18 protein-coding genes and 1 tRNA gene are annotated in these 15,963 nt (G+C 66.2%); 9 read left to right on the forward strand and 10 right to left on the reverse strand.

What is annotated here, in order from left to right; translation table 11 throughout:
- Positions 1 to 458: 458 nt before the first annotated feature.
- The 3 genes from AC3WMA_RS01940 to AC3WMA_RS01950 are packed head-to-tail and all read left to right on the forward strand — an operon-like array spanning position 459 to position 4,410.
- Entirely contained in the window at positions 459 to 2,012 is a 1,554-nt protein-coding gene (locus AC3WMA_RS01940) for an undecaprenyl-phosphate glucose phosphotransferase (RefSeq protein WP_492283725.1), read from the forward strand.
- Positions 2,009 to 3,253: an O-antigen ligase family protein gene (locus AC3WMA_RS01945; protein WP_492283726.1), complete on the forward strand. Its 1,245-nt coding sequence runs from the start codon at positions 2,009 to 2,011 to the stop codon at positions 3,251 to 3,253. Before AC3WMA_RS01940 ends, AC3WMA_RS01945 begins: the two co-directional genes overlap by 4 nt.
- Complete coding sequence (locus AC3WMA_RS01950) at positions 3,250 to 4,410, forward strand: acyltransferase family protein (RefSeq protein ID WP_492283727.1); 1,161 nt, start codon at positions 3,250 to 3,252, stop codon at positions 4,408 to 4,410. Before AC3WMA_RS01945 ends, AC3WMA_RS01950 begins: the two co-directional genes overlap by 4 nt.
- Positions 4,411 to 4,463: 53 nt before the next feature.
- On the opposite strand, the gene AC3WMA_RS01955 is transcribed toward AC3WMA_RS01950, so the two are convergent.
- The 3 genes from AC3WMA_RS01955 to AC3WMA_RS01965 form a co-directional block, all read right to left on the reverse strand.
- Positions 4,464 to 5,282: a class I SAM-dependent methyltransferase gene (locus AC3WMA_RS01955; RefSeq protein WP_492283728.1), complete on the reverse strand. Its 819-nt coding sequence runs from the start codon at positions 5,280 to 5,282 to the stop codon at positions 4,464 to 4,466.
- A 298-nt stretch (positions 5,283 to 5,580) separates the two neighbouring features.
- Positions 5,581 to 5,937 carry a hypothetical protein gene (locus tag AC3WMA_RS01960; protein ID WP_492283729.1) on the reverse strand — a complete coding sequence of 119 codons (357 nt, stop codon included), beginning with the start codon at positions 5,935 to 5,937 and terminating at the stop codon, positions 5,581 to 5,583.
- A gap of 252 nt (positions 5,938 to 6,189) precedes the next feature.
- Positions 6,190 to 6,267, reverse strand: a tRNA-Pro gene (locus AC3WMA_RS01965).
- 435 nt (positions 6,268 to 6,702) lie between these two features.
- Between AC3WMA_RS01965 and AC3WMA_RS01970 the strand changes: the two genes are divergently transcribed.
- Positions 6,703 to 6,894: a hypothetical protein gene (locus tag AC3WMA_RS01970; RefSeq protein ID WP_492283730.1), complete on the forward strand. Its 192-nt coding sequence runs from the start codon at positions 6,703 to 6,705 to the stop codon at positions 6,892 to 6,894.
- A 96-nt stretch (positions 6,895 to 6,990) separates the two neighbouring features.
- The gene (locus AC3WMA_RS01975) at positions 6,991 to 7,239 is read left to right on the forward strand and encodes a hypothetical protein (RefSeq protein ID WP_492283731.1); all 249 of its coding nucleotides are present in this window, start codon (positions 6,991 to 6,993) and stop codon (positions 7,237 to 7,239) included.
- A gap of 324 nt (positions 7,240 to 7,563) precedes the next feature.
- On the opposite strand, the gene AC3WMA_RS01980 is transcribed toward AC3WMA_RS01975, so the two are convergent.
- Entirely contained in the window at positions 7,564 to 8,187 is a 624-nt protein-coding gene (locus AC3WMA_RS01980) for an alpha/beta hydrolase (RefSeq protein ID WP_492283732.1), read from the reverse strand.
- 106 nt (positions 8,188 to 8,293) lie between these two features.
- Positions 8,294 to 9,226, reverse strand: coding sequence for a ring-cleaving dioxygenase (locus AC3WMA_RS01985; RefSeq protein ID WP_492283733.1), 933 nt, complete (start codon positions 9,224 to 9,226; stop codon positions 8,294 to 8,296).
- A gap of 203 nt (positions 9,227 to 9,429) precedes the next feature.
- Here AC3WMA_RS01985 and AC3WMA_RS01990 point away from each other — a divergent pair, with 203 nt between their 5' ends.
- From AC3WMA_RS01990 to AC3WMA_RS02005, 4 genes are all read left to right on the forward strand, one after another.
- Positions 9,430 to 9,855: a DoxX family protein gene (locus AC3WMA_RS01990; protein WP_492283734.1), complete on the forward strand. Its 426-nt coding sequence runs from the start codon at positions 9,430 to 9,432 to the stop codon at positions 9,853 to 9,855.
- 47 nt (positions 9,856 to 9,902) lie between these two features.
- On the forward strand, positions 9,903 to 10,868 hold the full coding sequence (locus tag AC3WMA_RS01995) for a LysR family transcriptional regulator (RefSeq protein ID WP_492283735.1): 966 nt from the start codon (positions 9,903 to 9,905) through the stop codon (positions 10,866 to 10,868).
- Positions 10,869 to 11,026: 158 nt separating this feature from the next.
- Positions 11,027 to 12,064 carry a peptidoglycan-binding domain-containing protein gene (locus AC3WMA_RS02000; protein WP_492283736.1) on the forward strand — a complete coding sequence of 346 codons (1,038 nt, stop codon included), beginning with the start codon at positions 11,027 to 11,029 and terminating at the stop codon, positions 12,062 to 12,064.
- A 98-nt stretch (positions 12,065 to 12,162) separates the two neighbouring features.
- A complete protein-coding gene (locus AC3WMA_RS02005) occupies positions 12,163 to 12,333 on the forward strand; it encodes a hypothetical protein (protein WP_492283737.1) in 171 nt (56 codons plus the stop codon).
- A 10-nt stretch (positions 12,334 to 12,343) separates the two neighbouring features.
- On the opposite strand, the gene sugE is transcribed toward AC3WMA_RS02005, so the two are convergent.
- The 5 genes from sugE to plsX all read right to left on the reverse strand — a co-directional run bounded on the left by sugE (position 12,344) and on the right by plsX (position 15,911).
- Positions 12,344 to 12,661 carry a quaternary ammonium compound efflux SMR transporter SugE gene (sugE, locus tag AC3WMA_RS02010; RefSeq protein WP_492283738.1) on the reverse strand — a complete coding sequence of 106 codons (318 nt, stop codon included), beginning with the start codon at positions 12,659 to 12,661 and terminating at the stop codon, positions 12,344 to 12,346.
- Between the two features lie 159 nt (positions 12,662 to 12,820).
- The gene (locus AC3WMA_RS02015) at positions 12,821 to 13,360 is read right to left on the reverse strand and encodes a MerR family transcriptional regulator (protein ID WP_492283739.1); all 540 of its coding nucleotides are present in this window, start codon (positions 13,358 to 13,360) and stop codon (positions 12,821 to 12,823) included.
- Positions 13,357 to 13,671 (reverse strand): integration host factor subunit alpha, encoded by a 315-nt coding sequence (locus AC3WMA_RS02020; RefSeq protein ID WP_047573001.1) that lies wholly within the window; start codon positions 13,669 to 13,671, stop codon positions 13,357 to 13,359. Before AC3WMA_RS02020 ends, AC3WMA_RS02015 begins: the two co-directional genes overlap by 4 nt.
- A gap of 190 nt (positions 13,672 to 13,861) precedes the next feature.
- The gene (locus AC3WMA_RS02025) at positions 13,862 to 14,839 is read right to left on the reverse strand and encodes a beta-ketoacyl-ACP synthase III (RefSeq protein ID WP_492283740.1); all 978 of its coding nucleotides are present in this window, start codon (positions 14,837 to 14,839) and stop codon (positions 13,862 to 13,864) included.
- A gap of 13 nt (positions 14,840 to 14,852) precedes the next feature.
- The gene (gene plsX / locus AC3WMA_RS02030) at positions 14,853 to 15,911 is read right to left on the reverse strand and encodes a phosphate acyltransferase PlsX (protein WP_492283741.1); all 1,059 of its coding nucleotides are present in this window, start codon (positions 15,909 to 15,911) and stop codon (positions 14,853 to 14,855) included.
- Positions 15,912 to 15,963 lie beyond the last annotated feature (52 nt).

Here is a 15,963-nt window from a genome sequence, read left to right on the forward strand (position 1 = left end):
GTTAGAGTTTAAAATCGACAGATCCGAAAAGAAGACTGGGCCGAAGATTTTCTCCAGCAGCCGGCACCATAGGCAAAATACCTGTTCGGGCGCGGCGCTCTTTAACGAGCAATATGTGCTTCTCAGACACTCATCGAAAACCAATATGCCTACGCGACACGGAACTGTCAACTCGCGATCACTTGCAATAACAATCACTTGCGGGAAATGACAACTTTTTCGCCGGCTTCGAACCTGCGCCAAATCACTGGCCGGCCAAGACAAAATCCACTTTTTCGCCATCGCGTTTCGACATCATGCCAAAGGCGCCCCGGAGAGGCCGCCGGACCGCCCCCGAGGTTTACGAATCCCCGGAAACAGCGAGCGGTCGGGTTAAATGTTCCGTGAGCAATTTCGGGTAGAGCCGAACCGGGATCGCTGCACCCCGGCGCGGCGCTCCGAGTTGAGGGTGTAGGGTCATGGGGACTTTCGACGTCCGCGATATGATGAAGGCGGATGCGGCCGCCTCGGCCTCGCCGGCGATGTTCGGCGGAGCCGACAAGAGCCAGACGCGGCGCTTCCATCCGCTGGCCGAGCGCATCGCGGCGATCCCGGTCAAGCCCACGCTCTCCCCGGTGATGATCGAAGGCGCCGCCCGGCTGCTCGACCTCATCGCCGTGCTCGCGACGGGCGGATTGATCTACTGGCTCTATGCCGCCGGCAAGGTCGAATACACGCTGCCCTATCAGGTGACCGTCGGCGCGCTGGCGTTCGGCTCGCTCGCCCTGTTCCAGGCGCTGCAGCTCTACCCGATCGGTGCGCTACGCCATGTCATCGGCAGCGCCGTCAGGCTGGTTACCGGCTGGACCATGCTGTTCCTGTTCGCGCTCGCGGCCTTCTTCTTCCTCAAGATCGGCGACCAGGTCTCGCGCGTCTGGCTGGTCGGCTTCTATTTCGCCGGTGCCGGCGCCCTGATCACCGGGCGCGTGGTGATGATGGCGGGCGTGCGCCATCTCACCCGCACCGGCCGGCTGGAGCGGCGCACGGCCATCGTCGGCGGCGGCGAGGCAGGCGAGGCCCTGATCCGCGCGCTGGAGAGCCAGAAGGATACCGGCTTGCGCATCTGCGGCGTCTTCGACGACCGCAATGACGAGCGCTCACCCGATCTCGTCGCGGGCTATCCCAAGCTCGGCACGATCGACGACCTCGTCGAGTTCGCGCGTCGCACCAAGCTCGACCTCGTCATCTTCACCCTGCCGATCTCGGCGGAGGCACGGCTTCTGACGATGCTGCGCAAGCTCTGGGTGCTGCCGATCGACATCCGCCTCTCCGCTCATATGTCGAAGCTGCGCCTGCGGCCGCGTTCCTATTCCTATTTCGGCGCCGTCCCGGTGCTCGACGTCTTCGACCGGCCGATCGCCGACTGGGACATCGTCGTGAAATGGGCCTTCGACAAGGTCGTCGGCACGCTCGCGCTGATCGCGCTTTCGCCGGTGATGCTGGCGACCGCGATCGCCATCAAGCTCGACACCAAGGGTCCGGTCTTCTTCCGTCAGAAGCGCTACGGCTTCAACAACGAGACCGTCGACGTCTTCAAGTTCCGCTCGCTGCGCAACGACATGGCCGACCCTACCGCGGCCAAGCAGGTCACCAAGGACGATCCACGCGTGACGCGCGTCGGCCGCTTCATCCGCAAGACCTCGATCGACGAACTGCCGCAGCTGATCAACGTCGTGTTCAAGGGCGATCTCTCGCTGGTCGGCCCGCGGCCGCATGCGATCCACGCCACGGCCTCCAACCGCGCCTATGAGCAGGTGGTGGACGGCTATTTCGCGCGCCACAAGGTCAAGCCCGGCATCACCGGCTGGGCCCAGATCAACGGTTGGCGCGGCGAGACCGACACGGACGAGAAGATCCAGCGCCGCGTCGAGCACGATCTCTACTATATCGAGAACTGGTCGGTGCTGCTCGACCTCTACATCCTCGCCAAGACGCCGTTCTCGCTGCTGACCAAGAACGAGAACGCCTATTGAGCGCGCTGGCGCAACATCCGCCGCGCGGCGAGCGGCCGGCGCGCCTCACCGTCTCCTATGCGGCGATCAAGCGCGGGACGCTGTGGCTGCTCGGCGCCTCCAGCGGGCTCGCGCTGATCGAGCCCTCGCCGTATGAGGTCGTCTTCCTGCTGGCGCTGTTCGTCTTCGCGCTGACGGGCATCCGGTTCTCGCAGAAGCTCCTGCCGCTGGCCGTGCTGCTGCTCGGCTACAATATCGGCGGCATCTTCTCGCTCATCCCCTGGATGGGCGATGGCGACGCGGTGCGCTTCACCGCCGTCTCGGTCTATCTGATGATCACGGCGGTCTTCATCGCCGGCATCATGTCGCAGGACGCGGCCGGGCGGCTGGAGACGCTGCGCCGGGGCTATCTCTTCGCCGCATGGGTCGCGGGCTTTGCGGCGCTGCTCGGCTATTTCGATGTCGCCGGGCTCGGCTCGACCTTCACGCTCTACGGGCGCGCGTCGGGCACGTTCAAGGACCCCAACGTGCTCGGCCCGTATCTCGCGCTGCCGATCGTCTATGTGCTGCAACGCATCCTGACCGGGCAGGTCGGCATGCTGCGCGGCCTCATCACACTCAGCGTCCCGCTCGCCGCGCTGTTCTTCACCTTCTCCCGCGGCGCCTGGGGCGTGCTTGTGGTGTCGGCCGCCCTGATGGTCGTTCTCACCTTCCTGACCGCACCCGATGCCGCCCGCCGGGCCCGCATCGTCACGATGTCGCTGGCCGCGCTCGTCGCCATGGTCGCGGCGCTGCTCGTCGCGCTGTCCTTCGAGGATATCCGCAGCGTCTTCGACGCGCGCGCCAGCCTCAACCAGGATTACGACCAGGGCGTCACCGGCCGCTTCGGCAACCAGCTGCGCGCCATTCCGATGCTGCTCGATGCGCCCAATGGCTTCGGGCCGCTGCAATTCCGCTGGATCTTCAACCAGGCCGACCCGCACAACGTCTATATCAACGCCTTCGCCTCCTATGGCTGGCTCGGCGGGCTGTCATGGGCCTGCCTGATGGTGGCGACCTGCTATGTCGGCTGGCGGGTGGTGTTCCGGCCGGGGCCGACACAGCTGCATGCCATCGCGATCTGGTCCGTGCTCTTCGTCACTATCCTGCAGGGCTTCCAGATCGACAGCGACCACTGGCGGCATCTCTACATGCTGCTTGGCCTGATCTGGGGCCTTGCCGCGCTGAGGCCGGGCGACGGCGGCAGCGAGGAACGCGCATGACGGCAGCCGCCCCCTCTACCGGCGCAGCTGCGCCGGCCGGACAGATCGAGGCCATCCAGGCCCTGCGCGCAATCGCCGCGCTGCTGGTCGTCTTCGGCCATGCCGCTCATGAGACGGAGGCCATCGGCCCGCGCGTCGGCCTGCCCGCCATCGACCCGAACTTCATGCACTGGGGCATCGGCGTCGATATCTTCTTCGTGATTTCCGGCTTCATCATGGTCCATACCTCGGCTGACCTGTTCGGCCGGCCGGGCGCCTGGCGGGTCTTCCTCACCCGGCGCATCGCCAGGATCGTGCCGCTCTACTGGCTTCTGACCAGCGTCCTGCTGATTGGCGGCCTGATCGCGCCCCGGCTGCTGAACGTACCGCTCGGCGACTGGCAGCATATTCTCGCCTCCTACCTCTTCATCCCCAGCCTGCGCGGCGGCGACGAGATCAGGCCGGTGATGGCGCTGGGCTGGACGCTGAACCTGGAGATGTTCTTCTACGTGCTGTTCGCAGCTGCGATGCTCCTGCCCCTGCGGCGCGGCATGATCGCGCTCGCGCTTGTCATCTCCGGCCTCGCGCTGGCCGGCGCGCTCCTGCAACCAGCCCAGGTGCAGCTCGCGTTCTGGACGCAGCAGATCATCCTCGAATTCCTGTTCGGCTGCCTGCTGGCGCTGGTTCATCGGCAGGGCGTCAGGCTGGCCGGCCCGGGCGCGGTGCTCCTCGTGGCGCTCGGCTTCGCCGGCATGTTCAAGTTCCACGGCCTGGATGCCGAAGGAGCGATCCCCCCGGCGCTGCGCTGGGGCCTGCCCGCCGCCCTGATCGTCGGCGGCGCGGCGCTCTATCGTGGAGCCCCACCGCGGCTGGCCCTGCTGCTCGGCGGGCTCGGCAATGCATCCTACAGCCTTTACCTCTTCCACCCCTTCGCCTTGCGGCCGCTCCGAGAGGTCTGGGTCAAGCTGGTGGGCGGGGCACTGCCGCTGGAATTCTATATCGTTGTCGCGATGACGGTTGCGGCGCTGGCATCCGCCCTGCTCTATCGTTGGGTCGAACGCCCGATGGGGCGCTGGTTCCGGCTTCCCTCGTCCTTGAGCAACTCTCGCCGAACGCGCGCGGCAAACGACGGATCAAGCTGGAGCGAGAGCCGGGAAGCCCGCCGCATCGCCAGCTAGACAATCCGGGTTGCGCGCATGGCCGAGCAGGCCTGCGCCGCGGCGACTTCAGCTCAGCCCCTGCCCTTGCGGACCACGACATAGGCGTGGGTGGTCACGAAGTTCCATCCGACCCGCGCCGCGAGAGCGTTGAAGACGTGGTCGACCTGCTTGAGCCCCGGCATCCGGTCGAAATAGCCGTGTCCCCAGAAGCGCTGAACATGGATGTCGGCAAAGCCGGCCTGCTTCAGCATCGGCTCGAGCAAGGCCGGATCGCCGCGGCACCAATCGTAAAGCGCGGGGAACTTCGGATCACCGCCACCATCGCGGCGCGCCGGGAACAGGGCATGCACGATGGCGCGCGAGGCCTTCTCCGGCAGAATGTGGTTCAGCGCGAAGACGGGAGCCCACAAGGTCGGGAAAAACGCCAAGGCCACGCCACCGGGCGCAAGCAACTCGTGGATGTTGCGCCAGGCGAGCTCGACCCCGTCGACATGCTCGAAGACCATGCGCGACACCATCATGTCGTAGCCGCCGCGCCGGACATCGGGCTCGGAGAGGTCGCCGGCGATGTCGAAGCGCGCGGTCTTCAGTCCGCGTCCCGTCAGAGCGAGCTCACCGGCATCGATGTCGTTGACGATGAGATCGATGCCGTTGCGGGCGGCCTGCTCCTGCGTGAACAGCGGATCGCGGCCGCCGCCGATCTCGCAGACGCTGCGCAGGCCGAACTGATGGGCGAGCCCTAGAATGGTCGCCTCGTAGCGGTCCCAGGCCCATTGCGAGTGCCAGTCGGGCTCGATCTCACCGAAGAATGCCGCGAGCGAGCCGGCCGGCTGCGCGATCGCGCGACGCTGCGGCCCGGTGCTCGTGATCGCCAGACTTGCCATGGACATGATCGCTTCCGCCTCTGCACGCCTCCCCGTCCACGGCGACATTGAGCGCACGGCCGAGCAGCCGCAACGACAAGCTTAAGCAAGGGTTAATGACGGGAGCTACCTTGTCGGCACCGAAAGCGCTCGCCTGAAGCAACCGCCGAGCGGATCGAAACCTGTGCTAAGACAGCAGCAACCGATGGTGCCGAAGGCAAATTCAGCGGGAACACGAGATACACTCCAGGGGCCGCGAGCGGACGGCCTCTGGATATCGTAGCCGAGTTGCATAAAACGACGGCCGCTCAACCCTTTATTGAAATCACCACCGCCGGGCACACGGGACGCCGCCACAGCCAAATATCGACGGATGAGGGTCAAGCCGCGGCCCACCACCGTAGCGCGGACCATAACCTTGGCCGTAGCCGCCGCGACCATAGCCATAGCCTCCGTCGCCACGACCGTAGCCATAGCCGCCGCGGCCATAGTGCCGCTGACGGGCCATGTTTTCCTGAATGATCATCAGGCGCTCGCGCTTCGCTTCGGACATCGAGAATTCAATTGGCGCCTTGTCGAGGCGCTTGGAAACGTCCTGCGGCAAGGCTTCGCCGGCCTGAGCCGAAGCCACGATTGCGGCCAAACCAGCCCCGAGCAGCACTGAGGTCACATACCGACGCATGACGATCTCCTTTTGCTCCAGCGATTGAAGCAGATACCTGGATAACGCCGCCTGAACGAAATTGTTCTCTGACGTTCATCTTCCGGATGGAATCGCGGGCGCCAAGTCCCCCTTTTTCGCGCAGGGTCTTTCTCGCGACGCGGAACAGATCTCAAGCAGATGAGTCGCAGATCGTGCCGCAATGGTCGCAGAAATTCGCGGCCCGCCCTCATTCGGCGAACCGGCATTTCTCAACGATTTCCGGCAGTTAAATGGTCGGAGCGAGAGGATTCGAACCTCCGACCCCTTGTCCCCCAGACAAGTGCGCTAACCGGGCTGCGCTACGCTCCGACGGCTCGGCTTATAGTGGCGAGGCCGCGCAGATGCAATGCGCTTCGACACGATCTTGCACAACCCGTCGAAAGGATCCGAGAGACTGGCATCGCCTGATCGCGCGCGTGCCGGCGGATGCGACCACGCTGCCTCCATCTCGCTCGCTTCCTGGGGCAGAGCATGGCTGCTCTCCCAAATGGGAGCTGCGCGCCGGCCTCGACAGTGCTTCGATACGGGTGAGGACGCGATGCTCGATCAAGACGACGATCACCGGCGTGACCGTGCCGCTCTGGTTGCTGTCAGCGATCAATGGAGTAGCCGCAATCGTCCTCATGCTCGTGATCTAATCCGATATCGAATTGATCGCCGGATGCTATCTCCTCCCCCAAATGGGGGGTGCGCGAACGGCCGGGTCGAGGCGATGATGAGCGGGCGGCGTCAGGTAGTTCGATCATGAAACACAAGCAGCAGATGTCGCTTATCGCGCGACGAGCCCAGATTCGACGCGCGGCCGCCAGCCGCAGGGACCAGCTCGCGCTCGAGCCGGCCAGCAGGCCCGTTCTGCGTCTGGTCATCACGACCGGCCACGACACCGAACGGGATCAGCTGCGTGAGCGTCGCGAGCAAGTCTCCGCCGTCGATTGAGCGCCCGCTTTCGATCCTGAACCGCACGTTCAGCCGACAGTCATCTCCGATGGCCCTTGATGTCGTCGCGGCATGCGAATTGCCGTAGCGTCAACGATGAGCACGGACGGTATCGCGTTGAGACAAGACGGGTTCCATTGTGAGGATTGCGGCTCGCCGGGCGTTTCGATTCCGCACGCACTGAGCGATGCGAGCGTCGTCTCCTGCGCCAATTGCGGGTTGAGCCTCGGCTCCTGGGCCGACTATCGCCGCCGGATCGACCAGGTTCTGTTGGCCGAGCAAGCCTGCAAGGCTCGCCGCGTCATCGTCGCGGACCCGGTCGGCTGCGTGCTGGCCAACGCGTAGCAGCGCCTTTCGGCACCGTTCGCGCGGTTGCCCAGCGCATCGATCTCGACAGGTACAGTTGTCCACCTTTTAGCGTCCCCCGCAGACTTGCCAGACGCATCGTCTCGTTCCACGATCCCCTGACGTAGCGTCGATTGGGAGGTCGAGGATGCGTGCGGTGTCGCGTTCGGTGGATATTCCTGTTTCGAGCCAGCGCGCCGTTCTGCTGCGCATGCTCGTGCTTCTGGCCATCACGATGGCCATTTTGATGCCCCTGATCGACTAGGAACGACCGCGCCGCCAGAAGCGGCATCGCGGAACTATGCCCACGATGCCGCTTACGGGTCAGTTGCGTGCCAGCCAATCGCTGAGCAAGCCGATATCCGCCTGCCCGAGGCCGTGGCCGGCCGGCAGCCCGCGGTGCTCGACGGCCGCGCCGTTTTCCGAGAGCCGCCAGGCGAGCGTCTCGGCATTGCTCTTCGGCACGATCGGATCGAGCGCGCCCGACAGGATCAGCACGGGTTTGCCCGCGAGATCGGCGGGGGACGCCTCCGCGAAGGGTACCATCGCGCGCAGCAGCGCCGCGCCGGCGAGGATCTCCGGCCGCTGCTGCAGGAGAGCCGCCGCGATATTGGCGCCGTTGGAGAAGCCGAGCGCGATCGGCGCCGGCAGGCCGTAGCGCTCCCGCGCCCACAGCACGAACTCCGCCAGCTCGTCGGTGCGCCGCTTGAGATCGGCCTCGTCGAAGACGCCCTCGGCGAGGCGGCGGAAAAAGCGCGGCGCCGAACCTTCCAGGACCTTGCCGCGCGGCGAGAGCAGGCCTGCTCCGGGCGCGACGGTGCGGCCGAGCGAGAGGAGGTCACGCTCGTCGCCGCCGGTTCCGTGCAGGAGAAGCAGCGGCCGGCGCGCCGGATCACGGCCGGGCTCGAAGACATGGATGAAATCGGTATCGACGGTCGTGGCGGTCATGGTCGTCTCCCTTCATCAAGCGGAATCGCCCTGCCCCTTGCGATAAGCAGGCAGGGCGTCGTGGTGTCGGTCCGCCGCCCGCCTGGGTGGCGGGCAGCGGGTTTCGTCAGCCGAGAGCGGGCAGGACCGCCTCGATCTCCTTGCGATGTGCCTCGTACTGGGGCGGCAGCTTCAGCGAACGGCCGAGCTCGGCCGCCGGCTCGTCGACCGCGAAGCCGGGGATATCGGTCGCGATCTCGAACAGGACATGGCCGGGCTCCCGGAAATAGACCGAGCGGAAATAGTTCCGGTCGCGCTGTTCCGTGGGGCTGATGCCATGGTTCTGAACGAGGCGGCGCACCATCTCCTCCTGCGCGGCGTCATCGGCCGCCCGGAAGGCGATGTGGTGGACCGAGCCCGCGCCCTGCCGGGCCGGCAGGAAGCCACCGGCGACGCGCAGGTCGATGACGCCACCGATCGCCGTGCCCTTAACTGCGTAGCGGATCAGCGTGTCCTCGCGGCCGATCTCCGTGAAGCCGAAGACGTCGCTGAGGATGGCGCCCGTCGGCGCGGCATCGGCCAGCAGCAGGCTGACGCTGTGGAAGCCGCGCAGCGCATGCTCGGCGGGGATGCCGCCCTCGGCCCAGGCCGGCTCCTTCTCGACACCCGGCAGGCCGACGAGGGCGAGCCTCATGCCGTCCGGGTCGCGGAAGCTCAGCACGGTCTCGCCGAAGCGCTTGACCGGCACCTCATGCGGCACGCCCTGCTCGACGAAGCGATGCGCCCAGAAGCCGATCGAGCCTTCCGGAACCCGGAAGACCGTCTCCTGGGTCTCACCGATGCCGAGGCGACCGGGAGCCGCATGTTCCCACGGGAAGAAGGTCAGGATCGAACCGGGCGCGGCATCCACATCGCCGAAATAGAGGTGATAGGTGCCGGGATCGTCGAAATTGACCGTCTTCTTGACGAGGCGCAGGCCGAGCACGCGGCTGTAGAAGTCGAGATTGCGGCGCGCCGGGCCGGAGATGGCGGTGACGTGGTGAAGGCCGTTGATCTGCATGGTTGGGGTCCTCCGTTGTCCTGATCACGATGAGCGGACATCCGCTCCGTTGGCCGGAAGATCGGCATGAAGGCGGCCGAAAGCCAGAGGCATTTCATTGCATCCATGCAATGTCACTATCGCCAATCTACAATTTGATTTGCGGACAAGGCTGCCCGATCTTTCGGTCCGAGACCAACCGGTCCCGTTTCAGGAGACTTCCCATGATCGACAATCGCCTCGCCCCTTATGGCGCCCTCGGCCTGCGCGTCGCGCTCGGCCTGATGTTCATCGCCCATGCCTATCTCAAGCTCGTCATCTTCACGCCCGCCGGCTTCACCGGCTTCCTTGGACAGGTCGGCCTGCCCGGCTTCCTCGCCTGGCCGATCATGCTGGCCGAGCTCATCGGCGGCATCGCCATCCTCATCGGCTTCCATGGCCGCCTCGTCTCGGCGGCGCTGCTGCCGGTTCTGCTGGGCGCTCTTGCGATCCACGCCCCGAACGGCTGGGTCTTCAATGCGCCGAATGGCGGCTGGGAGTATCCCGCCTTCCTGGCCTTGACCGCGCTGGCGCATGTGCTGATCGGCGACGGCGCGCTCGCCGTCACCGGCTCGCGCTCTTCGGCCTCCGCCAAGCCGGCCCTGGCGTGACGCAAGCCCGCCTTGAAGGGGCTCGCGCCTTGGCCGAGAGTGAGCGGATGAATCAAGCCGCGAAGCCCCTGGCCTGGGACGATTTCCGCCTGATCAAGGCGATCGCCGATAAACGGGCGCTGCCGGCAGCCGCGGCAGCGCTCGGCGTCAACCACTCGACGGTGTTCCGCCGCCTCGGCCAGATCGAGGAAGCGCTCGGCACCCGCCTGTTCGAGCGCCATCGCAGCGGCTATGTCGCGACGCCGGCCGGCGAGGAGATGATCCAGCTCGCTGCCCGCGTCGACGACGACATCACCGCCTTCGCCCGCAAGCTCGCCGGACAGGAAATCAAGCCGGCCGGCGAATTGCGCGTCGCCACCAACGACTCCCTGCTGGTCGACCTGCTGACCCCGCTCTTCGCCCGCTTCCTCGGGCAGTGCCCGGATATCCGGCTCGATATCCTGATCGGCAACCAGGCCGCCAATCTCTCCAAGCGCGACGCCGATGTGGCGATCCGCGCCACCGACAATCCGCCGGAGACGCTGATCGGCCGCAAGCCGGCCCGGATCGCCTGGGCGCTCTACGGCCGCGCCGCCGACTTCCCCGATGCGGAACCGCCCAGCCGCGAAAGCCTGTGGGAGCGCAGCTGGGTCTCGCTCGGCGACCAGTTCACCATGCTGAGCGCGGTGCGTTATCTCGCCCGCCATGTCGCGCCGGAACGCGTCGTCTACCGGCTCAACACCGTGCTCGGCCTGGCCGAGGCGGTCGAGGCCGGGATCGGCGTCGGCTTCCTGCCCTGCTTCATCGGCGACACGCGCCCCGCCCTGCGTCGTCTGGGGGAGCCCGAGCCCGATCTTGCCGCCGATCTCTGGCTGCTGACCCATCCGGACATGCGGCACACGCCCCGCGTCAGGCTCTTCCTCGATTTCCTCGCGGTCGAGCTCGGGCGGCTGAAGCCGCTGGTCGAAGGCGGGCTGCCGATCGGTCGGAGCGCGAGGCCGGACAGCGCCGCGGCGGACGCAGCCGCATCCTGAGCGCCTCTTCGCCCTCCCTCCGTCATGTGGATGACGAGCATACGGCTCCGGCAGTGCTAGCTCTGCATGGAGGCGGCAGCCTGGAGCAGGCGCCGCCGTAATCGCGGCGCTACGGTCGCTCCCGCGACCGTCAGGGCTGGCCGCGACGGAGGCTAAACATGTCCGGGCCTGCCAGGAAATCCGTCTCGAAGGGATCGCGCTGCAACAATACCGCTGCGATCCAGAACGCCATCAACTTCATGAATGGCGGCAAGAACAACCTCAAGGTCGATGGCATCTTCGGCGACAACACCGAAAGCGCGGTCAAGACCTTCCAGCGCGCCTGCGGACTGTTCGACGACGGCAGCGTCGGCAATCTGACAGGCAGCCGCCTGTTCGAGGTCGTCAAGGTCACGCAGATCCTGACGCTGGACCTGCCGGCGGATGCCTTCGCCTTCACCGGCAAGGCCCTGCCGCTGCCGCCGCTGCTCGACACCGCCGGCAAGCTGCTGACGCGGCGCAACGACATCCAGAGCTGGACCTCCCTGCCCCGCCTCGAGAAGACCGGGCTCGACATCCCAAAGCTGGAGCTGCGCCATATCGGCTTGAAGACGGCGACGATGATGGCTCATGGCGTGGTCCCCAAGGCGCTGAAGACGCCGCTGGCTTTGCTGGACCAGCTCAAGCTCGACGGGACGATGCCGCAATCGATCCAGGTCATCGGCACCACCAAGGACCTGCGCAAGCTCACGCTCACCTACAGCATCAACAAGATCGTCCAGCCGCGCGCGCCCAAGTTCTTCAGCCCCTATTTCAAGATGGAAGGCGATATCGACTTCGACCAGCAGAACCTGAAGCTGACCGGGACCTGGAAGACCAAGGTGGAGATCGCCACGCCGACGCTGGTCATCGCGGACTGGCTGGAAGCGGGCATCAACGCCAATCTCTGGGCCAGCGCCAATGGCGCGGTCGGCATGGGCGGCGCGGCCGGCGAAGTCTCCGCGGGAGCGAATGTGGAGGGCAAGGCCGTCATCCACGTCCTCAAGACCGAGACGCCGATCGGCCCGTTCAAGCGCGCCCAGATCGACCTCTTCGGCGGCTTCAATCTCGGGCTCTCCGCCCATGCCTCGATCAGCCAAGACGGGGCGACGTTCAACATCATCCCGCCTAAGCTCGGGCCGACGCTCGGCGTCAATCTGGTCCTGGCGACATTCTAAGGCCCGGCCCGCCAGCGGGTTTCGCGCCGCGCGGGTCGCGCTTCGAAAGGTCGAGGCGGCGATTGCAGCCCGGCCGCCGCGCAGGCTACGATCGCCGCATGGAGATCGTCATACCCCTGATCGTCGGCCTCAGCCTGATCTGGCTCGTCGGCCGCGGCGTGCCCTGGAACGCGAAGCTCATGACCCTCGTGGTCACGCTCGCGATCATCGTCCTGATCGTGCTGGTGGAGCGCGGCGGCTACTGGCCGGAGTCCTGGCGGCGCAGCTGAGCTTTGGCGCTCAGGCAGAGACCAGCTTGAGCCCGACGATGCCGGCGACGATCAGGCCGATGCAGGCCAGTCGCAGCGCACCCGCCGGCTCGCCCAGCAGGGCGATGCCAAGGATCGCCGTGCCGATCGTGCCGATGCCGGTCCAGACCGCATAGGCCGTACCGACGGGCAGCGACTTCAGGGCAAGCCCCAGCAGGCCGAGGCTGACGACCATGCTCGCGCCGGTGAACAGCGTCGGGACAAGGCGCGTGAAGCCGTTGGTGTATTTCAGGCCGATGGCCCAGCCGACCTCGAACAGGCCCGCGACGAAGAGATAGAGCCAAGCCATGCCGGGCGCTCCTTTGAGGGATGGGGCGCAAGGTCCGCGCCGGAGGGAGGCGCGTCGACGGCGTCCTCTGGCCCTGAACCTATGGTCTGGAGCGGAACGATCAACGGGCGCCGCGCCTGCATCGGCGCAAGCGCCGCAGGCGCGACCGCAAGTCCTGGATCAGGCAGCGTCAGGCGCCGGCTGCAAGGCCTGTTCGAGGATGCGCCGGCACTCGCCGAGTTCCTTCATGACCGCCGTCAGGATGGAGACGTCGTCGAGCCCTTCCGGAACGGGCTGCCGGTAAGGCGCCGTCCGCTCCGGCGAGGCCTCGGCCATGTCACCCGGCACGGCGGCCGGGCCGCCTGGCGCAGCAGCTGGCGCGCCGCCGCCCATGGCGCCGATCGGCGCGCCGCGTCCGATCGCCTGGACATGGCGTGGCCCCTGTTCCTTCAGGATGCGCTGGAGGCCCTTGATCGTATAGCCTTCGCTATAGAGCAGGCGCCGGATGCCCTTGAGCAGGGCAACGTCGTCAGGCCGGTAGTAGCGGCGTCCGCCGCCACGTTTCAGCGGCTTGATCTGGTTGAAGCGGGTTTCCCAGAAACGCAGCACGTGCTGGGGTATGTCGAGGTCTTCTGCGACCTCGCTGATTGTCCGGAAGGCATCTGGGCTCTTGGTGTCCAATTCGGCCTCGGTATCGCCGGCGTGGAACTCCAGGCTCACTCAGTCTCACCCTCACCCGTCTGCCCGTTGATGCGGGCCTTCATCACGTTAGAGGGTTTGAACACCATCACGCGACGCGGCTCGATCGGCACCTCAACGCCAGTTTTCGGATTACGCCCGATTCGCTCGCCTTTGTCTCGCACGACGAAAGAACCGAACGAAGAAAGCTTCACATTCTCGCCACGCGCGACCGCGTCGCAGATCTCGTCGAGCACCGCTTCGACGAGCTTCGACGACTCCGTCCGCGACAAGCCGATCTTCTGGTAGACAGCCTCGCACAGGTCCGCGCGAGTGACCGTTTGCCCCGCCATTCATATCCTCCAAGGCGTATTGCGGGCAGCGGCTCAAAACAGCCGGCCCTTCGCCATTACGGACGGCGGACGCTAGGCGCCCCCGTCGCGCGGGTCAATCCTCAAGCGGGGCCATTATGCCCGCGAAGGCCGGATTCGACCCGAAATAGCGACGATTTATGACAATTTTCGCGGAATACCTGCCGCAGCGTCACCAGCGGATCAGAGCCGACCCCCAGGTGAAGCCGCCGCCCATCGCCTCGATCAGCACAAGCTGGCCGCGCTTGATGCGGCCATCGGCATGAGCCTCGGCCAGAGCGAGCGGTATCGAGGCAGCCGAAGTGTTGCCGTGACGGTCTACCGTGACGACGACATTGTCGTGGCTGATGCCCAGCTTGTCGGCCGTCGCGTCGATGATGCGGCGATTGGCCTGGTGGGGCACGAACCAGTCGATATCGGCGCCCGTGAGCCCGGTCTGCTCGAAGGTGTGGCGCACCGTCTCGGCGAGATTGGTGACGGCGTGGCGGAAGACCTCCTTGCCCTCCATGCGCAGGAAGCCGACCGTCTTGGTCGAGCCGGCGCCGCCGTCGACATAGAGCTTGTCCTTGTAGCGGCCATCCGAGCGGATATGGGTGGTGAGGATGCCGCGATCGGCCAGCGTCCCCTCGCCCGGCGCCGCCTTCAGCACGACGGCGCCTGCGCCATCGCCGAACAGCACGCAGGTGGCGCGGTCCTCCCAGTCGAGGATGCGCGAGAAGGTCTCGGCACCGATCACCAGGGCAGCGCGGGCGCCGCCCGTGGTCAGGAACTTGTCGGCCGTCGCCAGAGCGAAGACGAAGCCGGAGCAGACCGCCTGTACGTCGAAGGCCGCGCCGCCGGTGATACCGAGCGCCGCCTGGATCTGCGTTGCGGTGGCGGGAAAGGTGTGATCCGGCGTCGCGGTCGCGACGATGATCAGGTCGATCTCGCCGGGGTCGATGCCGGCGTCAGCGATCGCCGCCTGCGCCGCCTTGAGGCCGACGATGGATGTCGGCTCGTCATCGGCCGCGACATGGCGCTGGCGGATGCCGGTGCGCTGGACGATCCACTCGTCGCTGGTATCGACGCGCGCGGCGAGCTCGGCATTGGTGACGATGCGCGCGGGCAGATAGGAGCCGCAGCCGACGACTTGAGAGCGCAGGATGGACAAAAGAGGTTGTTCCTTACTCGGTCTCGGCGGGCTGCGCGGCCGTCAATTCCGGGCGCGTGCTCGCGGCGACCATTTCGCGGACCTTCGCCATCAGGTCCTCGCGTGCCATTTCATAGCCCAATTCGGCGGCGCTGGCGAAGCCGATCACATCCGTGCCGCCATGGCTTTTGACGACGATGCCCTCCAGGCCGAGAAAGACGCCCCCGTTCGACTTGCGCGGATCGAGCTTGTCCTTCAGCGCCGTGAAGGCGCCGCGGGCGAAAAGATAGCCGATTTTCGACATCAGCGAACGGCCCATCGCGGCGCGCAGATATTCGGCGATCTGCTTGGCGGTGCCTTCGGCGGTCTTGAGCGCGATATTGCCGGTGAAGCCCTCGGTGACGACGACGTCGACCGTGCCCTTGCCGAGATCGTCACCCTCGACGAAGCCATGATAGGCAAGATGCGGCAGGTTGCTCTCGCGCAGGATGCGCCCGGCTTCCTTGACCGCCTCGACGCCCTTGATCTCCTCGACGCCGACATTGAGCAGGCCGACGGTCGGACGGTCGAGATCGAGCACGACGCGGGCCATGGCCGCGCCCATCACCGCGAGATCGACGAGATGGCGGGCATCCGCGCCGATGGTGGCGCCGAGATCGAGCACGATGCTCTCGCCGCGCGCCGTCGGCCACAGGCCGGCGAGCGCCGGCCGGTCGACCTGCGGCATCGACTTCAGGCAGAATTTCGACATCGCCATCAGCGCGCCGGTATTGCCGGCGGAGACGGTGACGTCCGCCTCTCCGGTCTTGGTCGCGTCGATCGCGCGCCACATCGAGGACTTGTAGCGGCCATAGCGCAGAGCCTGGCTCGGCTTGTCGTCCATCTTCACCGAGACCTCGGTGTGATGGAATGTCGTCACCGCCTTGAGCTTCGGGTGCTGGTCGATCAGCGGCAGCACCTGCTTCTCGTCGCCGAAGATTACGAAGCGGCAGTCCGGGCGGCGCTCAAGCATCAGGGCGGCGCCGGGGATGACGACGGAAGGGCCGTGATCCCCGCCCATCGCATCGAGCGCGATTGTAACCGGTCTTGTCATGGAATTCTGGCGTGTCCCGGAAATGGCCGACCTTCGATCCGGGACGGCTCAG

The sequence above is a fragment of the Allobosea sp. FW305-C-101 genome (assembly GCF_058783685.1).